The organism is Roseobacter fucihabitans (assembly GCF_014337925.2).
Classification (GTDB): domain Bacteria; phylum Pseudomonadota; class Alphaproteobacteria; order Rhodobacterales; family Rhodobacteraceae; genus Roseobacter; species Roseobacter fucihabitans.
The window spans coordinates 2,069,830-2,088,749 of sequence record NZ_CP143423.1 but is presented as its reverse complement, the minus strand read 5'-3'; the positions used below and the strand labels follow the sequence as shown (position 1 = coordinate 2,088,749).

Sequence of the window (18,920 nt, the reverse complement as noted above, 5' to 3'; positions counted from 1 at the left end):
GAAATACCGGCAGCCCCAAAGGGCTACCGGATGCGTTATAAAAAATGTTTTAGTTTCCAATTACGGCTCTGCGGGCTTCGATCACAGAAAGGTAGGTGTCGTGGGTCACGGGTTGCGCACCAAGATTCTCGCCCGCAAAGACGCCGTAGGAACACTCGGCGTCGTTCTCGTACAAGTTGTCCATCAGATCGATCATCGTCGCTTTCACACCCTCTGGAAGTGCTGTGCGCAGAACCACGGGGCCTTCAGGGATCACATTCGACTTCCAGATTTCCACCATGTCGTTCATGTCAACGAGACCAGCGTCAACCGCCCGGCGCAGCGCACCGGAATTGTACCCGTCTTCCCAATTTCCCTGTCCATCTGCCCAGCTGACACCGCCGTCAATATCGCCGTTGTAGACGGCGACAATGGTCTGCTCGTGGCCGCCGGTGAATTTGACTTCACCGAAAAAGTCACCAGATGCCATTGATGCCCCAGTGGCTTGCGGAATTTCGATAGAGGGGATCAGGTAGCCCGATGTGGAATTGGGATCACCGAAACCGAACACCTTGCCCTGCATATCGTCCAAAGACGTGATGCCGCTATCGACGCGAGCGAAACCGATTGAGTGGTATCCGATTGAACCGTCAAGGTTCACCTTAACCAGAACCGGTTCAACTACTTCAGTATCCTGCAGATAAATTGCAGCGTAAGACGATGCGCCCAGCCAAGCCATGTCGATGGTGCCGCCAAGCAAGCCCTGGATCACGCCGTTATAGTCGGCGGGCGCAAAGACCTTGGTTTCAACGCCAAGTGCCTGTGTCGTGTAGTCAGCCAAGCATTGAAAGGAATTCATTCGGTCCTGAGCGTTCTCGCCGCCGAGGACTCCAATGCGAAATTCAGTGATCTCTTCTGCGAAAGCGCCTGTGCTAAGAGCTGTAGAAGCGGCAAGTGCCAGTGCGAGGGTCTTTTTCATCGTTGTCTCCGTGGTTTGTTGCCCCACCGCTTTGCGGCTATCTTAGGGCGGGTTGATTAAGGTGGCCTCCAGCAGATGCGCAGGCTGAAACTGGCTCAGGCGTAGGCTTTCAATTCGCGAACCTCTGACCTGTCCAGTGTTTCGATTTCGGTGGAAGTGGCGGCTTCGGAAAAATCTGCGCCAGCCCCGTAGATGTCACGTGCGACCCCGGTGGTCAGCTGCTCTGGCGTGCCATCAAAGACGATACGCCCATCGCGCATCCCGATTACGCGATCACAATAGCGTCGCGCAGTATCAAGCGTGTGAAGGTTTGCGATGACCATGCGCCCGTCTTCTTCGTGAATGCGGCGCAGGGCTTGCATGACCACTTGCGCATTCATCGGATCAAGGCTGGCGATCGGCTCATCGGCAAGGATGATTTTCGGGTCCTGCATCAAGGCCCGCGCAATCGCCACGCGCTGTTGCTGGCCGCCTGATAGTGCCTCGGCCCGTTTCGGGGCCTGTTCGGCAATACCGAGCCGGTCAAGGATTTCAATGGCCCGATGAATATCGGCCTGCGGGTAAAGGTTGAACATTGTCGCAAAGGTCGACCGCTTGTTCAGGGTGCCGTGCAGCACGTTTGATACGACATCCATGCGAGGGACGAGGTTGAACTGCTGGAAAATCATGGCACATCGCGATTGCCAATTGCGCCGCGCAGCTCCCCGCAGCCCAGTGATCTTTTCATCCTCAAAGGTAATCGTGCCCTCAGAGGCATCGCTCAGACAATTGACCATCCGCAAAAGCGTGGACTTACCTGCGCCAGAACGGCCAATGATCCCAATCATTGACGGTTTTTCCACCAAGATGTTTGCAGCATCTACAGCCGTTTTATCCCCGAACCGCTTGGTCAGCTTATCAATCTTCAGCATATCGCCCCCATGTTTGGTGAGCACTTAATCGGCGGAGGCTGCAGTTTGATGACGGTTTTGAATCAGTTTCTTTACATAAAAGTAAAAGAAACATGACACTCCCAGAACGCTAGAGGCGCAAGCTTTTATAATGATTGAGACATATTGCCTTGGGGCCATAGTTATCCACATTACTTCATAAAACTGTTACATTTTAAAAGTCAGGCGATTAGGATTCTCTTATGGTTCTTCGTTATGCGCTAACTCTTTCTATCTGCTTCTCGATTCCTGCACTTGCGGAAGCGCAAATGACTGATGTTAGTTGTGATGACAGCACGCGCATGGCGCATATGCTGACGAATGCTCTGGGTGCAGAGCGTCAGGGGAGGGGCCTGCGGGACCCTGAAACCCTGTTAGAAATCTGGGTCACCCAAAGGAACGGCGACTGGATCATCGTACAGAATTACACAAACGGAACATCGTGCATTGTCGCCATGGGCGAACATTGGGAAGGCGAAATTCCCGGACCAACCTAATTGCTGGCTTCCTTAAGCCGATCCGTCGCTGGGGCAGGTCTTGGTGACAGAGCTTCCATGCGCACATAAACTGCCGCGCTCAACATCAGATATTTAGCATCCAAATAAGGCTTCAGTTGCTCAACAATGCGTTTGCTGATGATCGGAGTTGTTACAGCAGCATTGTGTAATGTGCCCCGTTGTGAACTCACGGCGAAGCGCAATTTCTGTGTTTCGAGTTTATCAGGGTATTGTAGCTCCTTCTATGAGTTTTTTGCGAAACACTTCTGCTGGCGTTTGATACCCTAGGCATTTACGCGGCGTCGCGTTGAGGCGGTCGCAAATCGACTTCACATATCGATTTGTGAATGCCGTCCGATCAGACTTGCGGGGGAGGCATCGGCGCAGACGGTTGTTGGTGTTCTCGACAGTGCCTTTCTGCCAGCGCCAAGACCGTCTTTCATATGTTGCCAGGCGCTGAACTCTGTCCCGCGATCAAAGGTGATGGATTGCCGGGCATGCGCTGGTAGGGATGACAGGCCATCGACCAGGCCTTCCATGACAGGTTTAAACTGCCGGTCTAGGTTCTTCAGGACGACTGCGAACCGGCTGACGCGTTCGACCAGAGAGGTGACGTCGGCCTTGCCAAATTCCTTGCGGAACATGACCAGATCGCACTCCCAATGGCCGAATTGAACGCGATCTCCAACAGTTTCGGGACGGTGCTTAATCGCTAATTCATCAAGGAACTGATTGCCATACCGCTTGCGCATGCCGCGAGGTCTGCGGTTGCGCCGATGACGCGGCAGATGCTGATAGAACTTCTCAGCACGGCCATCTTTCGAGTATGCGTATCGGTAGATCGTCTCATGACTGACCCGCATGGGATGCCGCTCCAACCGCATCCGGCCAGCGATTTTTTCGGGCGACCATCCAGCGTCAAAACCGCTGCGCACAGCGGCCATGACTTCTGGAAATCGGTTCAGCTTGCGATGGATGGCGCGCCGGTCTTCGTACAGGTCTTGCGCATTCAACGCGTCCCTATGGGCGAAAAAGTATCATAATGGTTATTATGTAAATAAATATGTCAATTTATAATCCAAAACATCGGTACTCAACAGCGCACCATACTATCCTAAGGCATAGCCTGCACCGCGCACCGTGCGCAGCGGGTCTGAACCGCCGTTTTGGGTCAGTGCCTTTCTCAGACGACCTATGTGAACGTCAACAGTTCGCGTATCCACATAGATATCACGCCCCCAGACACGGTCCAGCAATTGCTCACGTGAAAAGACGCGCCCTGGTTTTTCCATAAATGTGCACAATAAACGAAACTCGGTCGGCCCAAGCTTCAATGCATGCTTGTCGCGACTCACGCGATGGGTCACCGCGTCCAGCAGAATATCTTCATATTCAAGCCTTTCCCCTGTCGCCGCCGGACGCACACGGCGCAGTTGACTACGCACCCGCGCCATCAATTCGATCACGGAATAGGGTTTGATCACATAATCATCCGCGCCCGTTTCAAGCCCTCTGACCCGGTCCACCTCCTCAGAGCGCGCCGAGAGCATGATGATCGGAATGCTGCGCGTTTCCGATTTGATCTTGAGCCTGCGACAGACTTCGATACCCGAAAGATTGGGCATCATCCAATCCAGAACGATCACGTCGGGAGCCGTTTCATCCACCAGCATCAAGGCTTCCTCGCCGTTTTCGGCTCGGCTCACGGCAAACCCTTCGGCTTCAAGATTATAGGCCAGAACCTCGCGCTGCGCGGGCTCATCCTCCACAATCAGAACACGGGGCTGATCAACTGACATCTACCCGTCCTCCGCAACCACCGACGTCTTGTCGGCCTTGGGGCGGGCTTCGTCGGGGTGCTCACCGGTCACCAAATAGACCACCTGTTCTGCAATGGAAGTGACGTGATCCCCCATGCGTTCGATATTTTTTGCGATGAAATGCAAGTGCATACAGGCCGTGATATTGCGCGGATCCTCCATCATGAAGGTCAGGAATTCACGAAACAACGCATTATACATTTGATCCACGTCGCGGTCATGATTGATCACATCCATGGCCAATTCCGCATCGCGCTGGATATAGGCGTCCAGCGCGTCCTTAAGCATCATTTCGACCTCGCGCGCCATACGGCGCAAGGCGCTGGTGCTGTCATCCACTGGCGCCATACGCGACAGGACGCCTGTACGCTTGGCCATGTTTTTCGCATAATCTCCAATACGTTCCAGGTTGGCGCTAATCTTGATCACGCTCAGAACGAGGCGCAAATCCCGCGCCGTGGGCGCACGCAAGGCGATCACGCGCGCAGCTTCCTCGTTGATCATTTCCTCCAGATCATCGATGACGCGATCCGCGCGGCGAACCTTTTCGGCCAATTCCTCATCGCGCGTATCCAGCGACAATGATCCTTCGCGGATTGATGCTTCCACCAGCCCGCCCATCTTCATGATTTGCGCTTGAATGGCTTCCAGATCACGGTCAAAAGCCGACGCAATATGTTGATCTTGCATAATATTATCCAATTCGACCAGTAATGTAGCTTTCGGTGCGCGGATCTTCGGGGTTGGTGAAAATCATACCTGTTTCGCCATATTCCACCAGGTTGCCCAGATGGAAAAACGCTGTCTTCTGACTGACGCGGGCCGCTTGTTGCATGGAATGCGTGACGATGACCACGGAGTAGTTCTGGCGCAATTCATCAATTAATTCCTCCACCTGCGCCGTGGCGATCGGATCCAGCGCGGAACAGGGTTCATCCATCAACAACACCTCCGGCTCGGTGGCGACGGCGCGCGCAATGCAGAGCCGTTGTTGTTGGCCCCCTGAAAGCCCCGTGCCCGGCGCGTTCAGGCGATCCTTGACCTCGTTCCAGATCGCCGCCCGGCGCAAGGCCTGCTCGACGATATTGTCCAGATCCGCCTTGTTTTGCGCCAGCCCGTGAATACGCGGACCATAGGCGACATTGTCGAAAATCGATTTAGGGAAAGGGTTTGGTTTTTGAAAAACCATGCCGACCTTGGCGCGCAGCTGCACCGGGTCGACCTTCTTGTCATAGATGTCCTCGCCGTCGATCCGAATATCTCCAGTGACACGACATACATCAATCGTGTCGTTCATCCTATTGAGACACCTCAGAAAAGTTGATTTTCCGCAGCCGGACGGACCGATGAAAGCCGTGACCGTCTTGTCCTGAATGTCGACATTCACGTCCTTGATGGCATGGTTGTCGCCGTAATAGACCTGAACGCCCTTGGCTGCGATTTTGACCGTGTTGGTGTCCACGTCTCTCTCCAGTATTCTCATATCGTTCATAGCAATGTCCTCTTTACCAGCGGCGCTCAAAACGGCGCCGCAAGATGACGGCAATCGTGTTCATTGTGATCAAAAACACCAGGAGGATAATAATGCCGCCCCAGGCGCGTTCGTAAAAGGCCGGGTCCGCGCGTTTGGCCCATTCGTAGATTTGGGCGGGCATGGCGGAGTTTGGATCGAGCAGTCCGCTTGCGATACTGTCGGGCGGGTTGGAGGCGATGAAACCAACCATACCGATCAACAAAAGCGGCGCGGTTTCCCCCAGCGCCTGCGCGAGGCCAATGATTGTCCCGGTCAGGATACCTGGCGCGGCGAGCGGCAGGACGTGATGGAACACCGATTGCATTTTCGAGGCCCCTACCCCAAGGGCTGCGTCCCGGATCGATGGCGGCACGGCCTTGAGCGAGGCGCGTGTCGAGATGATGATAGTGGGCAAGGTCATCAGGGTTAAAACCAGCCCGCCCACAAGCGGTGCCGAGGTCGGCAGGTGCATGTAGTTGATAAAGACCGCCAACCCGAGAATGCCGAAGACGATCGAGGGCACCGCCGCCAGATTGGAGATATTGACCTCGATGATATCGGTGATCCAATTCTTGGGCGCGAATTCCTCAAGGTATATCGAGGCCGCCACGCCAATGGGCAGCGCCAGCGCCAGCACAACCAGCATCATGAAGAGTGAGCCGAGCATCGACACGCCCATGCCGGCGGCTTCGGGGCGCGCATCCGAGCTGTCCGAGCCGGTGATGAAGGCCAGATTGAACCGCTTTTCAATACTGCCGGCCGCGACCAGTTGATCCACCAGATCGAGTTGTGCCACGCTGATGTTATTGTCATTGGCAATGCTGTCCCGGCTCACCCGGTCTTTGAGATACCCATCAACCCGACCCGAGGCCAGAAATTCAAACGCAACGGTCGTGCCGATAACCGAAGGATCGGCAATAACGAAGTCCCGCAATTGCGCAGGGGCGCTGGCCGAGAGAATTCCCGCCATTTCCTTGGATTTCATGCCGGTTTGTATACCAAGTGCGGCGGTCTTCTCCTCAAAGGCGCTGCGCAGCAAAGGTGCATAACCAAAGGTCGAAACCTTCTTGATGTCATCAATATTTCGGTTGCCATTCTTGTCCAGCTTGGCTTCTGGCAGGGTGACTTCGATGGTCACAAATGTCTGCTGAAATGCCCCGGTGCCCCGCGACAGAATATTATAGACCAATGTGATCAGCATCAGCATGCCGATGGTGATGGCGATGATGCCGTAAGCCTTGAAGCGGCGCTCTGCGGCGTTGCGCTTTTGGGTGCGGGCGTCCTGTATCAACAAGGACCCTTTGCCGGGAACGGGCGTGACGGCGGGAGCCGAGGGGTGTGTTGCGTCGCTCATTCGTATTGCTCCCGATATTTGCGCACAATATAAAGCGCGATCACATTAAGCCCGAGTGTCAGGACAAAGAGCGTCAAACCGAGCGCAAAAGCCACCAGCGTTTCGGGGCTGGAAAAATCCGTGTCACCGGTCAATTGGCTGACGATCCGCGTGGTGATGGTTGTCATCGCCTCCAGCGGATTGGCGGAGAATTTGGCGATGGCCCCTGCGCCCAGCACCACGATCATCGTCTCGCCGATGGCGCGCGAAGCCGCCAGCAGGATCGCCCCAACGATCCCCGGCAAGGCCGCAGGCAAAACGACCTGCCGGATGGTTTCGGAATGGGTCGCCCCAAGGCCAAAGGAGCCGTCGCGCAACGATTGCGGCACCGCGTTGATGATATCGTCACTGAGTGAGGAGACAAAGGGGATCAGCATGATGCCCATGACCAGACCGGCCGTCAGCACCGCCGTCGCCCCGCTCATCCATTCCACGCCCAAAAGACCTTCTTCGCCGCGCCCGAAGACGCGCACCAGCGCGGGGCCGACCGTCAGCAGCGCAAAAAGGCCATAAACAATTGTCGGGATGCCCGCGAGGATTTCCAGCAGAGGCTTGGCCGCCGCGCGCACCTTGAGGCCTGCGTATTCGGACAGGTAAATGGCGGCAAAGAGCCCGATGGGCACGGCCACCAGCAATGCGATGATCGAGATGTAGAGCGTGCCCCAGAGCAGTGGCAGGATCGACAGATCACTGTCGCCGCGAAAATTCGGGGCCCAGCTGGTCCCAAAAAAGAAATCGGTCCAGGGGTGCAGGCGAAAGAAATTGATACTCTCAAACAACATCGAAAAGACAATGCCGATCGTCGTCAAAATCGCCAGCGACGCTGCGAGGATCAGCACGGCCAAGGCCCCGCGCTCGACCATGTTGCGGGCGCGAAAATCGGCGCGGGCTACAAAGATTGTCGCAGCCCCCCCAAAAACGGCCAGCGCGATGGTGACGATAGCCATCCAGAAGGTGCCCGAAACCGATTGCGCGCGATATGACTGCGCAGCAAGCAGTACCTCTGCCTCGACATCGGACCCCAATGCGACCCCGACCTCGCCCAAAAGGCTGCGGATATCCGTTTCATCCGATTGCAGGGACGCGGCCTCTGCTTCACTCAGCGCGCCTTGGGCCACCGCGATATCCAACCCTTCGGCAATACGACGGACGTCGCTCATCACCAGACCGCGAGAGGAGCCTTCTGCGATCATGCCATCGGGGATGTCACTGAAAATGGCATTGTCGATCATCATCGGCTGCGCAAACAACCAGATCACCATGACGCCAAAAGCCGGGACCGCCGTAAACATGGCCGCGTTATACCCGTAATAATTCGGCAGAGAGTGCAGCAGCCGGATGTCACCGCCCGCGGAGGTCTTCGCCCGGCTGCGCGCGGCAAAAAAGCCCGCAATCGTAAGCGCCAGGACGATCAGGATCACGTATCCGGTCAAGCTCAATGACATGCGGTCCACCAGAAAAGAGAGTTTCAAAATTTAGTGCGGGGGCCGTCAAAACAGCCCCCGCATGTCAGGTCAGGCTCAGGAGTTACCGCCCAGAACCGCTTCTTCGGCAACGATGGTCTGCGTCTCCGCCAGCTCGGGATCCGCCACGAGACCATATTCGGAAAGCGGCCCATCCGGTCCCGCGATTTCATCAGCCACAAAGAACTCCGCGAATTCCTTCAGGCCTGGGATCACGCCGATATGTGCCTTTTTCACATAGAAATAGAGCGGGCGCGATACCGGGTATTCGCCGGTCGAAATCGTTTCAGTGGAGGGTGTGACACCGGACATATTGGCGACCTGGAGCTTGTCGGTGTTGTTCTCATAGAACGCCAGACCAAAGACACCGATACCGTCCTTATTGCTGTCGATACGCGCCAGTGTTTCGGTATAATCGCCGTCGATATCGACCGATTTACCATCCGTGCGCAGCCCGATACAGGCTTTTTCGGCGGCCTTCTTGTCATCGCCATTTGCCGCCTTGAACGCGTCAAAATCGCCCGTCGCCTCACAGCCCGCAAGGATCACTTTATCCTCGAAAACTTCGCGTGTGCCGTGTTTGGTGCCGGGAACAAAGGCCTGAATGGGCTGCGCGGGGAAATCCGGGTTCACCTCGTTCCACATCGTATAGGGGTTTTCCACGATTGCGCCATCCACAACCACCTGTGCAGAGAGCGCCTTGTACCAATCGGTGGGCGTGAACTCAAAAGAATTGCCCCCAATATCGGAGGCAAATACGATCCCGTCATACCCGATGCGGACCTCGATAATGTCGGTCACGCCATTTTCGGCGCAGACAGCAACTTCACCGTCTTTGATCTTGCGCGAGGCATTTGCGATATCGAGTGTGTTTTCGCCGACGCCTTCACAAAAGCGTTTCAGGCCAGCCGAGGAGCCACCTGATTCAACAACTGGTGTTGGGAAATCAAAGTTCTCGCCAAAGGCTTCGGCGACGATGGAGGCATAGGGAAGCACGGTCGATGAGCCTGCAACCTGCACCTGATCCCGCGCGCTGGCGGTGGAGGCACAAACGGCTGCAATGGCCAGTGCGGAGGTGGTGAGTTTTACGAACGACATGATGTCTCCTGTCATTTTATTTCGAATCTGGTCGCCCCACTGGCAACCTTGATGCGCTTGGTACGAAGCTCTAACAAAGCTTTTGTGACAGAAACGTAACGGTTTTATGACAAGGATATCTATAGAGCAAAAATAGTTATAACAGTCTGAACTTTATATCTATTTTTTATGATCTTCTTCGATCAAGCCTCAGACGGGGTCTCGCTTGCGGATGCATCGGTATCGCTTGGAAGGGCAACGCTGAATTGCGCCCCCTGCCCCAATGTGCTGTGCACCCGCAGTCGCCCCCTGTGCCGGTTGATGATGTGTTTCACGATCGCAAGCCCAAGGCCCGTCCCCCCCAGCGCGCGGCTTCGGTGGTTATCGGCGCGGTAGAACCGTTCGGTCAGGCGCGGAATATGAACCGCGTCAATGCCGGGTCCATAATCCACAACGTGGATCACAACACCGGGGCTGCGCAGCGCGGCATCACGCGCCACCCGCTCAATCCGAAGCGTCACACGTTTTCCGGATGCCCCGTATTTCACCGCATTTTCGATCAGGTTCGTGAAAACCTGCATCAACTGATCCGCGTCGCCTGTGACCTCAACAGGTGTTTGCTCAAAGTCGACCTCCAAGGTGACACCCGCATCCGTCGCCAGCGGTTTCAACGTGCGCAGAACGGAATTCAGAATATCGGTCAGATTTACGGTATCGCGCGGGCGCACCCGCCCGTCACTCTCAACGCGGCTCAGCGACAAAAGATCACCCACCAGACGGTTCATCCGCCCGGCTTCGCCCTGCATGATGTCCAGAAACCGGTCGCGTGCTGCGCTGTCATTCTTTGCCGGACCCCGCAGGGTTTCAATGAACCCCATCAGGGCCGTGAGGGGCGTGCGCAGCTCATGGCTGACGTTGGCCACGAAATCACGCCGCATCTGGCCCGCCTTTTCCAGATGGGTGATGTCCTGGAAACTCACCAGAACGACGCTTTGCGTGGCGACCGCTCGGACAGAGACGTCGTAGATGCAGTCGTGCACATCATCACTCACCAGGTATTGCGCAGTTCGCGGGCGGCTGTCGCGCAGCACGTTGTCAATGGCGTCCAGCAAGGCGGGCTGTCGCAGCATGGTGACATAGTTGCGCCCCTCAATGCCCTGCCCGATCAAGGCCCGCGCCTCAGAGTTTGCAGCGATGATCCGCTCGGATCCCTCGATGGCCAGCGCCGGCAGCGGCAGGGCCGCCAGGATATCCGCCAGAGCCTTGCTCATTTCCAGCTCCCCGATCAGCTTTCCAGTGCTGCCGCAACCGCCTGCGTGAAGACCGCACAAAGCGCGTCCGGGTCTTCCAATCCCACCGACACCCGAAAGAACCCTTCGGACATGCCGAGGGCTTCACGGTTTTGCGCACTCAGGCCGCGGTGCGAGGAAGAGGCCGGGTGTGACAGGGTTGTGCCCACATCTCCAAGTGTCGGGGCAAAGCGCAGCCCGTCCGCCGCGCGGGTAAAAGCGTTTGCCGCCCCGCGTGCACCGTCCAACTCGAAACTCACCATATTGCAGAACTGCCCCGCCAGCAGCTTTTGCGCGCGCGCATGATCAGGATGGTCGCGCCGCCCCGGATAGATCACCCGTTTTATGCCCGCCAACCCGGCCAGATGATCGGCCAGGATCATAGCCGTGGCCTGTGCGCGATCAAAACGCAGCTCGAAAGACAGCATGCCGCGCTCAGCCAACCAGCAATCGAACGGGCTTGGGTTCATACCGCTCGTGATCATGAAAATCCGCAGCTGGTCGTTCAACGCCTTGTCGCGCGCGGCGACATAGCCCAGCATCGCATCGGAATGTCCGGCCAGCAGTTTGGTAATCGAATGGATCACGATATCCGCTCCATGCTCAAACGGGCGAAACGCGCGCGGCGTGGTGAAGGTGTTATCCACAACCAGCAACACGCCTTTTTCGCGCGCCAAAGCCGCAAGCCCGGTCACATCCGCCACCTGCAGGGTCGGGTTGGACACGGCCTCGATCATGATCATGCGGGTTTCGGGCCGGATCGCCGCACGCATGGCGTCCATATCACCGGGGTCCACCATGGAGGTGGCAATCCCCAGCCGCGGCAGGTCTTCGGTCATCATCCGCAGGGAACGGCCATAGAGTTGATTACCGCCGATCACATGATCCCCGGCCCGGGTCAGCCCCAACAGCACCGCGCTGACGGCGGCCATGCCGGACCCGGTGACAACGCCGGAGTGGGGTGCCTGCTCCAGCCGGTCCAACCGCTTGGCGACCACATCCGCATTCGGGTGCCCTTCGCGGGCATAGGTATAGCCGTGCAGCGCGCCCTCATATTGCTGATCCAGCATGTCGGGGGTGTCCGAGGCATAGACGACGGAGGGGCTCAGCGGGGTCGCGACCGGGCGGCTGGCGCTCTCAGGGAGTGCGTCTGGTCGCATAATCGAACCTTTTTCATTTTTCATATCAGACCTTTATGGCGCGTAGGTCGCGCTTAAATCGACGCATGTTCTCCTGATAGTTTACCGCACTTCGGGTCAGCCCTTGGATGGCCTCGCTGTCCAATGCGCGCACAACCTTACCCGGCACACCCATTACAAGGCTGCCATCCGGGATCACTTTGTTCTCCGTGATCAAGGCCCCCGCTCCGATCAGGCAATTCTTGCCGATCTGCGCCCCGTTCAGGACCGTGGCCCCCATACCGATCAGGCTGTTATCGCCAATCGTGCAGCCGTGCAGCATGACCTTATGGCCAATCGTGCAGTTCTCTCCGATGCGCAATGGATAGCCCGCATCAATGTGAAAAACGCAGTTTTCCTGCACGTTGGAGCCCCTACCGACCCGAATTTCCTCATGATCTGCGCGGATGGTGGTGCCGAACCAGACCGACGCACCCTCCTCCAGCACGACCTTGCCCACCAGATTGACGTCTGGCGCAACCCAGGTGTCTTCATGCAATTGCGGGGCGTCCGCGCCCAGAGCATATAGTGTCATGTCAAATCCTCAAATTCCGATTGCAGCGCGCGCACGTGATCCGTGAGCCCCGGCACCTGACTGCGCCGCATGCGCGTGGCCGATATGATCGTCTTAAGCTGCGCTTCCGTGACGTCCAGGTCGTCATTGACCAGCACGAAATCATAGGCCCCCCAATGGCTGATCTCGTCCCAGCTTTTCTCCATCCGCCGCGCGATGGTCGCCGCATCATCCTGTCCGCGCCGTTCCAGCCGGTTGCGCAGTTCCACAATAGAGGGCGGCAGCAGGAAGATCGACAGCGTATGCGCCCCCAGCGCCGAATTGGTGATCTGCTGCGCACCCTGCCAGTCGATATCGAACAAAACATCGCGCCCGGCGGCGATGGCCTTTTGCACCGGCGCGCGCGGCGAGCCGTAGAAATTCCCGAACACATGCGCGTGCTCCAGCATCCCCTCATCGGCGACCTGCGCCTTGAAGCTGGCCTGATCCACGAAATAATACTCGCGCCCCTCCTCTTCGCCCGAACGGGCGGCGCGGGTGGTGGCCGAAACGGAAAATTCGATCTCAGGGTCCCAGGCGCGCAAACGTTGCGCAAGCGTGGATTTACCGGCACCCGAAGGGGAGCTGAGGATAATCAAGAGACCACGGCGTGTTGCACTCATGGGTTACTCCACATTCTGGACTTGTTCGCGCATCTGATCAATCACCGCCTTAAGCGCAAGCCCGCAGCGGGTGAGATCGCTGTTTTGTGCCTTGGCACAAAGCGTATTGGCCTCGCGGTTGAATTCCTGCATCAGGAAATCAAGCTTGCGCCCTACCGCACCGCCCTGCCCGATCAAATCGCGCGCCGCATCGACATGCGCCTTGAGCCGGTCGATCTCTTCGGTCACATCTGATTTCACCGCAATCAACGCCAGTTCCTGTGCGATGCGATCCGGATCGATCCCCTCCGCCGCATCCGCGACCTTTGCAAGCGCGCGTTTTAACGTACCGGCCATGGCCGCACTGCGCGCGTCGCCCAAGGCGTCGGCTTCCTGTGTGAGGCGCGCGATTTCATCGAGTTGTTCGTATAATACAGATTGCAAGGCCGCCCCCTCCCCTTCGCGCATCCCGTTGAAATCAGCAATCAGCGCGCGGGCCTCCTCCAGCAACGCAACCCTGAGCGGGGCGATGTCATCCTCAGCCGCCGATTGTTCCAGCACGCCGCGCAGGGCGACGATATCGGAGGATGTGGACGGTGCCAGCGAAACGCCCTCCTCCATGGCACGCGCCTCGATCATGGCCATCGCTTCCAGCACGCCAGAGAGATGGGTTTCATTGACCCGGAGAGTGCCTGCTTGTTCATCCCGCGCCAGCCGTAGCGACAGCGTCACATTACCACGCGCCGCCGCTTGGCCCAACTGCTTGCGCAGCGCCACCTCCAGCCCATCGATCCAGTCTGGCACCCGCAGCCGCAGATCAAGACCCTTGCCATTGACCGCCCGCAGCTCCCACGCCCATGAATGGGGCGTCATCGTGCCGGTGCTTGAGGCAAAGCCAGTCATCGAACGGATCATGTAGATATCCCTTGGTTGCTGATCAGGAGCCTTATGGCGAAACTGGCTTGCAGAGCAACCCCCGGCGAAACCTTGCCTGCTCGGAAAGCTTCGCATTTGGGTTAACCAAATCTAAAGATATCTTACCGTTTGTAGAAAATTGTTGGTATTAAAGTTTCAGTAACCAGGATGGGGCTGCAGGACGACATGACAGGCAGTGATCCTAATAAATTAAAATCGCGCAACGGCGCGCAAAGTGAAGGGGGCGGCAATGGACAACGGCGGTCAAAACACGCACAATGTATTCACAATGACGCAGAATAACTCTCATAACGGCTTTGCGCCCCTTGCCCAGCTGGAGGCTTATTGGGAAGCGCTGCGGGGAAACCGCTTGATGCCGAACCGCGCCGAGATCGACCCGCGCGGGATCGAACGGGCCTTGGAATACTCCTTTGTGATCGAGCGGATTGCACCGGGCATTGCCCGCCTGCGCATCGCCGGCAGCCACCTGAGCGATCTGATGGGCATGGAAGTGCGCGGCATGCCGCTGACCTCCTTCATCACACCAGGCTCTCGCCGCCAGATCAGCGACATTCTTGAAGAAGTGTTCGAAACGCCCGCGACATGTTCCATTCAACTGCGCTCCGAACAGGGGCCTGGCATGCCCGCGCTGGAGGCACGCATGGTGCTGATGCCGCTCAAGAGCGATCTGGGGGATGTCAGCCGGATCCTGGGCGCTTTGGTCTCCGTGGGTGACATGGGCCGCAGCCCGCGTCGTTTTGACGTGACACGCACCGCAGTGCGCCCGATCATCGCGGATAGCGCGAAGCCTTTGGCCACCAAGCCCAAACCTGCTGCTCCGATGCCTAAACCTCAGGCACCGACGATGATTCCGGGGTTTCACGAAGCGAAAGCCGATTTCAAAAGCGAAACACCACGCGAAAAAGCCCCCTATCTGAGGCTCGTCAAATCTGACGACTGAGCCGCGCAGCTATTACGAATTCCTTTGATCAGGAAGGCCGCTCGCACAGAAAGTGCGGGCGGTTTTATTTTATCCGCCGCCCCCAATCAGACACCGGCGCGGCGCGCATTGCACAGACGCGCCGCGACAGATGATATTGTTCAGCTGACCGCCTTGTCCTGACGTGCTGCGCGCCGTCCGGATAATTCATCGGCGACCAGAAAGGCCAATTCCAGCGATTGGCTGGCGTTCAGGCGCGGATCACAGGCGGTATGATAGCGATCGGACAGGTCTTCGTCGCTGACGGCGCGTACACCCCCGGTGCATTCGGTCACGTCTTGCCCGGTCATCTCAAAATGCACGCCCCCCGGCACGGTGCCCTCAGACGCATGCACGGCAAAGAACTCGCGCACTTCGCGCAGAACGGAATCGAAGGGACGTGTCTTATAGCCGGTCGAGGATTTGATCGTATTGCCATGCATTGCATCACAAACCCAAGTGACGTTCGCCCCCTCTTCGCGCACCGTCTTGATCAAACGGGGCAAATGCTCGCCAACCGATCCGGCACCGAAACGCGCGATCAGCGTCAAACGACCCGCTTCATTTTCCGGGTTCAGCTTGGCCATCAACACCTTGAGGTCCTCAGAGGTCATCGACGGTCCAGCCTTCATCCCAATCGGGTTCTGCACGCCGCTGGCAAATTCCACATGCGCACCGTCAGGCTGACGCGTGCGATCCCCGATCCATATCATGTGACCAGAGCCCGCGAGCCATTTGCCTGTGGTGCTGTCAACGCGTGTCAGCGCCTCTTCATATTCCAACAGGAGCGATTCATGGCTGGTGTAGAATTCCACCGATTGCAGCGTATGTGCGGTTTCCGGCGTCACCCCGGCGGCGGTCATGAAATCCAGCGTATCCGAAATCCGGTTGGCGATCTCGCGGTATCGTTCAACCTTCTCGGCCTCCGTGAACCCCAGCGTCCAGGCGTGGACCTGATTGACATCGGCATAGCCGCCCGTAGAAAAGGCACGGATAAGGTTCAAGGTCGCGGCCGCCTGCGTATAGGCGCGCAACATCTTTTCGGGATCGGGAATGCGGGATTGGGGCGTGAAATCCAGCTCATTTATGATGTCACCGCGGTAGCTGGGCAATTCCACGCCCTCTACCGTCTCGGTGGGGGCCGAGCGCGGTTTGGCAAACTGACCGGCCATACGCCCGACTTTGATCACCGGCACCTTGGCCCCATGCGTCAGCACAATCGCCATTTGCAGCATGATCTTGAAAGTATCGCGGATCGCGTCTGAGCTGAACTGATCAAAACTCTCCGCGCAATCTCCGCCCTGAAGCAGGAACGCCTCACCGCGACCCGCTGCCGCCAGATGTTTCTTCAAACGCCGTGCTTCACCGGCAAAGACCAACAATGGAAAACGCGACAGCTGGGCCTCGACGGCTTCCAGCGCGGCCTGATCAGGATAGTCCGGCATCTGGATCCGCGGTTTGTTGCGCCAGCTTGATTTTGTCCATTCACTCATCGTTCTCACTCCGGGTTGTGCGCGCAAAACTGCCCGCCCTCACGTTTCGGCGTCCTCTATACAAAAGGCTGAGGCGAGTGACCATATCCCAAATTCGTCCTCTTGACGTCGCAATCACACCATGACCAAGTGAGTTTAGGCTCTTTCTGCATGCAGATTCGAGCCTTTCACGACAAGATCAAGAGACTGTAATGTCCCAACAGCCTTCAGCTCAGCGGAACGAGCCGCCGACAGATAGACCGAAACGCTTTGTTTTTGTCTTGCTGAACGACTTTACCTTGCTCAGTTTTGCCGCCGCAGTCGAGAGCCTTCGGATTGCCAACCGGATGGCGAACAAAAAGATCTATGATTGGCGCATCCTGGGAGAGGGCGGCGATATTGTCTATTGCTCGACCGGGAGCGGTTTCAAGCTGGATGGTGATCTCGAAGATCTGATGCGCGATGATGTTGTGATGATCTGCGGCGGCATCCATATTCAAGACGCGACGTCCAAGCGATTGTTGGGGTGGTTGCGGCGCGAAGCGCGCAAGGGTCTGGTGGTGGGGGGCTTGTGCACGGCTGGATATACGCTGGCCAGGGCCGGATTGCTTGACGGCAAACGCGCGACGATTCATTGGGAAAACCAGGACAGTTTCTCGGAAGAATTTGAAGAGGTGGACCTGACCAAATCCGTGTTCGTGGTGGATGGCAATCGTATGACCACGGCGGGCGGGACATCCTCGATTGATCTGATGCTCAAGATCATCGCGGATGATCGGGGGGAAGATCTGGCCAATATGGTCGCGGATCAGTTGATTTACGCCTCCATCCGCACTGATCAGGACACACAACGGCTCAGCGTGCCCACCCGGATCGGCGTGCGTCACCCCAAGCTGAGCAAAGTGATCCAGATCATGGAGGGCAACATCGAAGAACCGATCAGCCCGTCAATATTGGCCAAGGATGTCGGCATGAGCACGCGGCAGTTGGAACGTTTGTTCCGCCGCTATCTGAGCCGGTCGCCCAAGCGCTATTATATGGAGCTGCGCCTGCAAAAAGCGCGCAACCTGCTGATGCAGACGGATATGAGCGTGATCAATGTCGCCCTGGCCTGTGGTTTTGCCTCCCCAAGCCATTTTTCCAAATGCTACCGCTCGCATTACGACACTACCCCCTACCGCGAGCGCGGCAGCCACGCGAGCCGTTTGTCGATCTAGGATTAAGGCCGCGCCATGCGATAGACGGTACCGCTTCCGGCCGCGATGAACCAGATGCTGCCATCATCGGCCTCCACCAGATCACGTACACGTTCGGTCTCATCGGTTTGGATCTTCTCGACCTCGCGCGCTTGATCTGCGGTGATTTCCAGGCGCGAAATATAATCGAACTTCAAGGATCCCACGAACATATCGCCGCGCCATTCGGGAAACATATCGCCCCCATAAATGATCATCCCGGAGGGCGCCATGGACGGGTCCCAGTAATGCGCCGGCTGCTCCATGCCCGGCTTGACGCTGCCTTCGCCAATCTTGCCGCCGATGTAATGGCGCCCATAAGATATCACCGGCCAGCCGAAATTCGCGCCCCGTTTGATCAGGTTCACCTCATCGCCACCGCGTGCGCCATGTTCGGCCGTCCACATCCGCCCCTGCGCGTCAAAATCCGTACCCTGCGGATTGCGGTGCCCGAAAGACCAGATTTCCGGCAATATGCCCGCTTGGCCGACAAAAGGATTATCTGCGGGCACCGAGCCGTCGCGGTTTATGCGTATGACAGAACCGTTGTGGCGCGCGCGGTCCTGCGCCGAGGGTCTGTCGCCGCGATCCCCGATGGTGATGAACAGCGTGCCGTCCGGGGCTTCAACGACGCGGCTGCCGAAATGCCTGCCCGAAGAATCGCCCGTGGACATCACGAAAATATCGCGCAAATTCTCAAACCGTGTCGCATCGTTCGACAATCGCGCCACGGCCAGCGCGGTCGCGGCCCCACCGCGCACCGGTTTGGCATAGGTCAGAAACACCTCGCGCGACTGCTTGAAATCACGCGCAAGGGTCACATCCAGCAACCCGCCCTGCCCTCGCGCCACCACGGCGGGCACATTGGCGAGCGCGCGCGTCTCGGCGCCGTTCCAATAGAGCACAGCCCCGTCGCGTTCCGTGATCAAGGCCCCGCCATCGGGCAGCAATGCCAACCCCCAGGGCGTGTCCAGACCCTTGATCATCGCAGTTAAGCTCACGCCACCCGGCGCCTGTGCCATCACAGGTCCACCAGCGCCCAACAGC

The 18,920-nt window shown here is 57.6% G+C and carries 18 protein-coding genes and 1 pseudogene; 3 read left to right on the top strand and 16 right to left on the bottom strand.

The features are described 5' to 3' along the window. Nucleotides 1-49: 49 nt before the first annotated feature. Both phnD and phnC read right to left on the bottom strand, forming a co-directional pair. A complete protein-coding gene (gene phnD, locus ROLI_RS10200) occupies nt 50-958 on the bottom strand; it encodes a phosphonate ABC transporter substrate-binding protein (RefSeq protein ID WP_187432135.1) in 909 nt (302 codons plus the stop codon). Between the two features lie 95 nt (nt 959-1,053). Continuing rightward, entirely contained in the window at nt 1,054-1,869 is an 816-nt protein-coding gene (gene phnC / locus ROLI_RS10195; protein WP_187432136.1) for a phosphonate ABC transporter ATP-binding protein, read from the bottom strand. 287 nt (nt 1,870-2,156) lie between these two features. Here phnC and ROLI_RS10190 point away from each other — a divergent pair, with 287 nt between their 5' ends. Then, complete coding sequence (locus ROLI_RS10190) at nt 2,157-2,384, top strand: hypothetical protein (RefSeq protein WP_262386695.1); 228 nt, start codon at nt 2,157-2,159, stop codon at nt 2,382-2,384. A gap of 222 nt (nt 2,385-2,606) precedes the next feature. Here the strand turns inward: ROLI_RS10190 and ROLI_RS10185 are convergent. The 12 genes and pseudogenes from ROLI_RS10185 to ROLI_RS10130 form a co-directional block, all read right to left on the bottom strand. Next, nucleotides 2,607-3,400, bottom strand: a pseudogene (locus ROLI_RS10185) (IS30 family transposase); the annotation flags it as partial. A gap of 93 nt (nt 3,401-3,493) precedes the next feature. Continuing rightward, on the bottom strand, nt 3,494-4,183 hold the full coding sequence (gene phoB / locus ROLI_RS10180) for a phosphate regulon transcriptional regulator PhoB (protein WP_187430727.1): 690 nt from the start codon (nt 4,181-4,183) through the stop codon (nt 3,494-3,496). After that, nucleotides 4,184-4,894 (bottom strand): phosphate signaling complex protein PhoU, encoded by a 711-nt coding sequence (gene phoU, locus ROLI_RS10175; RefSeq protein ID WP_187430728.1) that lies wholly within the window; start codon nt 4,892-4,894, stop codon nt 4,184-4,186. A gap of 4 nt (nt 4,895-4,898) precedes the next feature. Continuing rightward, the gene (gene pstB, locus ROLI_RS10170) at nt 4,899-5,696 is read right to left on the bottom strand and encodes a phosphate ABC transporter ATP-binding protein PstB (RefSeq protein ID WP_187430729.1); all 798 of its coding nucleotides are present in this window, start codon (nt 5,694-5,696) and stop codon (nt 4,899-4,901) included. A 13-nt stretch (nt 5,697-5,709) separates the two neighbouring features. Further along, nucleotides 5,710-7,071, bottom strand: a complete 1,362-nt coding sequence (pstA, locus tag ROLI_RS10165) for a phosphate ABC transporter permease PstA (protein ID WP_187430730.1) — start codon at nt 7,069-7,071, stop codon at nt 5,710-5,712. Then, nucleotides 7,068-8,555, bottom strand: coding sequence for a phosphate ABC transporter permease subunit PstC (gene pstC, locus ROLI_RS10160; protein ID WP_187430731.1), 1,488 nt, complete (start codon nt 8,553-8,555; stop codon nt 7,068-7,070). Before pstC ends, pstA begins: the two co-directional genes overlap by 4 nt. A gap of 75 nt (nt 8,556-8,630) precedes the next feature. Beyond that, nucleotides 8,631-9,671 carry a substrate-binding domain-containing protein gene (locus tag ROLI_RS10155; RefSeq protein WP_187430732.1) on the bottom strand — a complete coding sequence of 347 codons (1,041 nt, stop codon included), beginning with the start codon at nt 9,669-9,671 and terminating at the stop codon, nt 8,631-8,633. Between the two features lie 182 nt (nt 9,672-9,853). Further along, nucleotides 9,854-10,921 carry a cell wall metabolism sensor histidine kinase WalK gene (locus ROLI_RS10150; protein WP_187430733.1) on the bottom strand — a complete coding sequence of 356 codons (1,068 nt, stop codon included), beginning with the start codon at nt 10,919-10,921 and terminating at the stop codon, nt 9,854-9,856. A gap of 14 nt (nt 10,922-10,935) precedes the next feature. Further along, nucleotides 10,936-12,123, bottom strand: coding sequence for a PLP-dependent aspartate aminotransferase family protein (locus ROLI_RS10145; protein ID WP_187430734.1), 1,188 nt, complete (start codon nt 12,121-12,123; stop codon nt 10,936-10,938). Between the two features lies 1 nt (nt 12,124). Further along, nucleotides 12,125-12,652, bottom strand: a complete 528-nt coding sequence (locus ROLI_RS10140; protein ID WP_187430735.1) for a gamma carbonic anhydrase family protein — start codon at nt 12,650-12,652, stop codon at nt 12,125-12,127. After that, nucleotides 12,649-13,293, bottom strand: coding sequence for a guanylate kinase (gene gmk / locus ROLI_RS10135; protein ID WP_187430736.1), 645 nt, complete (start codon nt 13,291-13,293; stop codon nt 12,649-12,651). Before gmk ends, ROLI_RS10140 begins: the two co-directional genes overlap by 4 nt. Nucleotides 13,294-13,296: 3 nt before the next feature. Further along, nucleotides 13,297-14,187, bottom strand: coding sequence for a YicC/YloC family endoribonuclease (locus tag ROLI_RS10130; RefSeq protein WP_187430737.1), 891 nt, complete (start codon nt 14,185-14,187; stop codon nt 13,297-13,299). Between the two features lie 250 nt (nt 14,188-14,437). Between ROLI_RS10130 and ROLI_RS10125 the strand changes: the two genes are divergently transcribed. Next, entirely contained in the window at nt 14,438-15,148 is a 711-nt protein-coding gene (locus tag ROLI_RS10125) for a PAS domain-containing protein (RefSeq protein WP_187430738.1), read from the top strand. A 140-nt stretch (nt 15,149-15,288) separates the two neighbouring features. On the opposite strand, the gene ROLI_RS10120 is transcribed toward ROLI_RS10125, so the two are convergent. Further along, nucleotides 15,289-16,659: a class II 3-deoxy-7-phosphoheptulonate synthase gene (locus ROLI_RS10120; RefSeq protein ID WP_187430739.1), complete on the bottom strand. Its 1,371-nt coding sequence runs from the start codon at nt 16,657-16,659 to the stop codon at nt 15,289-15,291. 191 nt (nt 16,660-16,850) lie between these two features. Between ROLI_RS10120 and ROLI_RS10115 the strand changes: the two genes are divergently transcribed. Further along, the gene (locus ROLI_RS10115; protein ID WP_187430740.1) at nt 16,851-17,855 is read left to right on the top strand and encodes a GlxA family transcriptional regulator; all 1,005 of its coding nucleotides are present in this window, start codon (nt 16,851-16,853) and stop codon (nt 17,853-17,855) included. A 2-nt stretch (nt 17,856-17,857) separates the two neighbouring features. Here the strand turns inward: ROLI_RS10115 and ROLI_RS10110 are convergent, their stop codons facing one another. Then, a complete protein-coding gene (locus tag ROLI_RS10110) occupies nt 17,858-18,895 on the bottom strand; it encodes a PQQ-dependent sugar dehydrogenase (protein ID WP_262386551.1) in 1,038 nt (345 codons plus the stop codon). Nucleotides 18,896-18,920 lie beyond the last annotated feature (25 nt).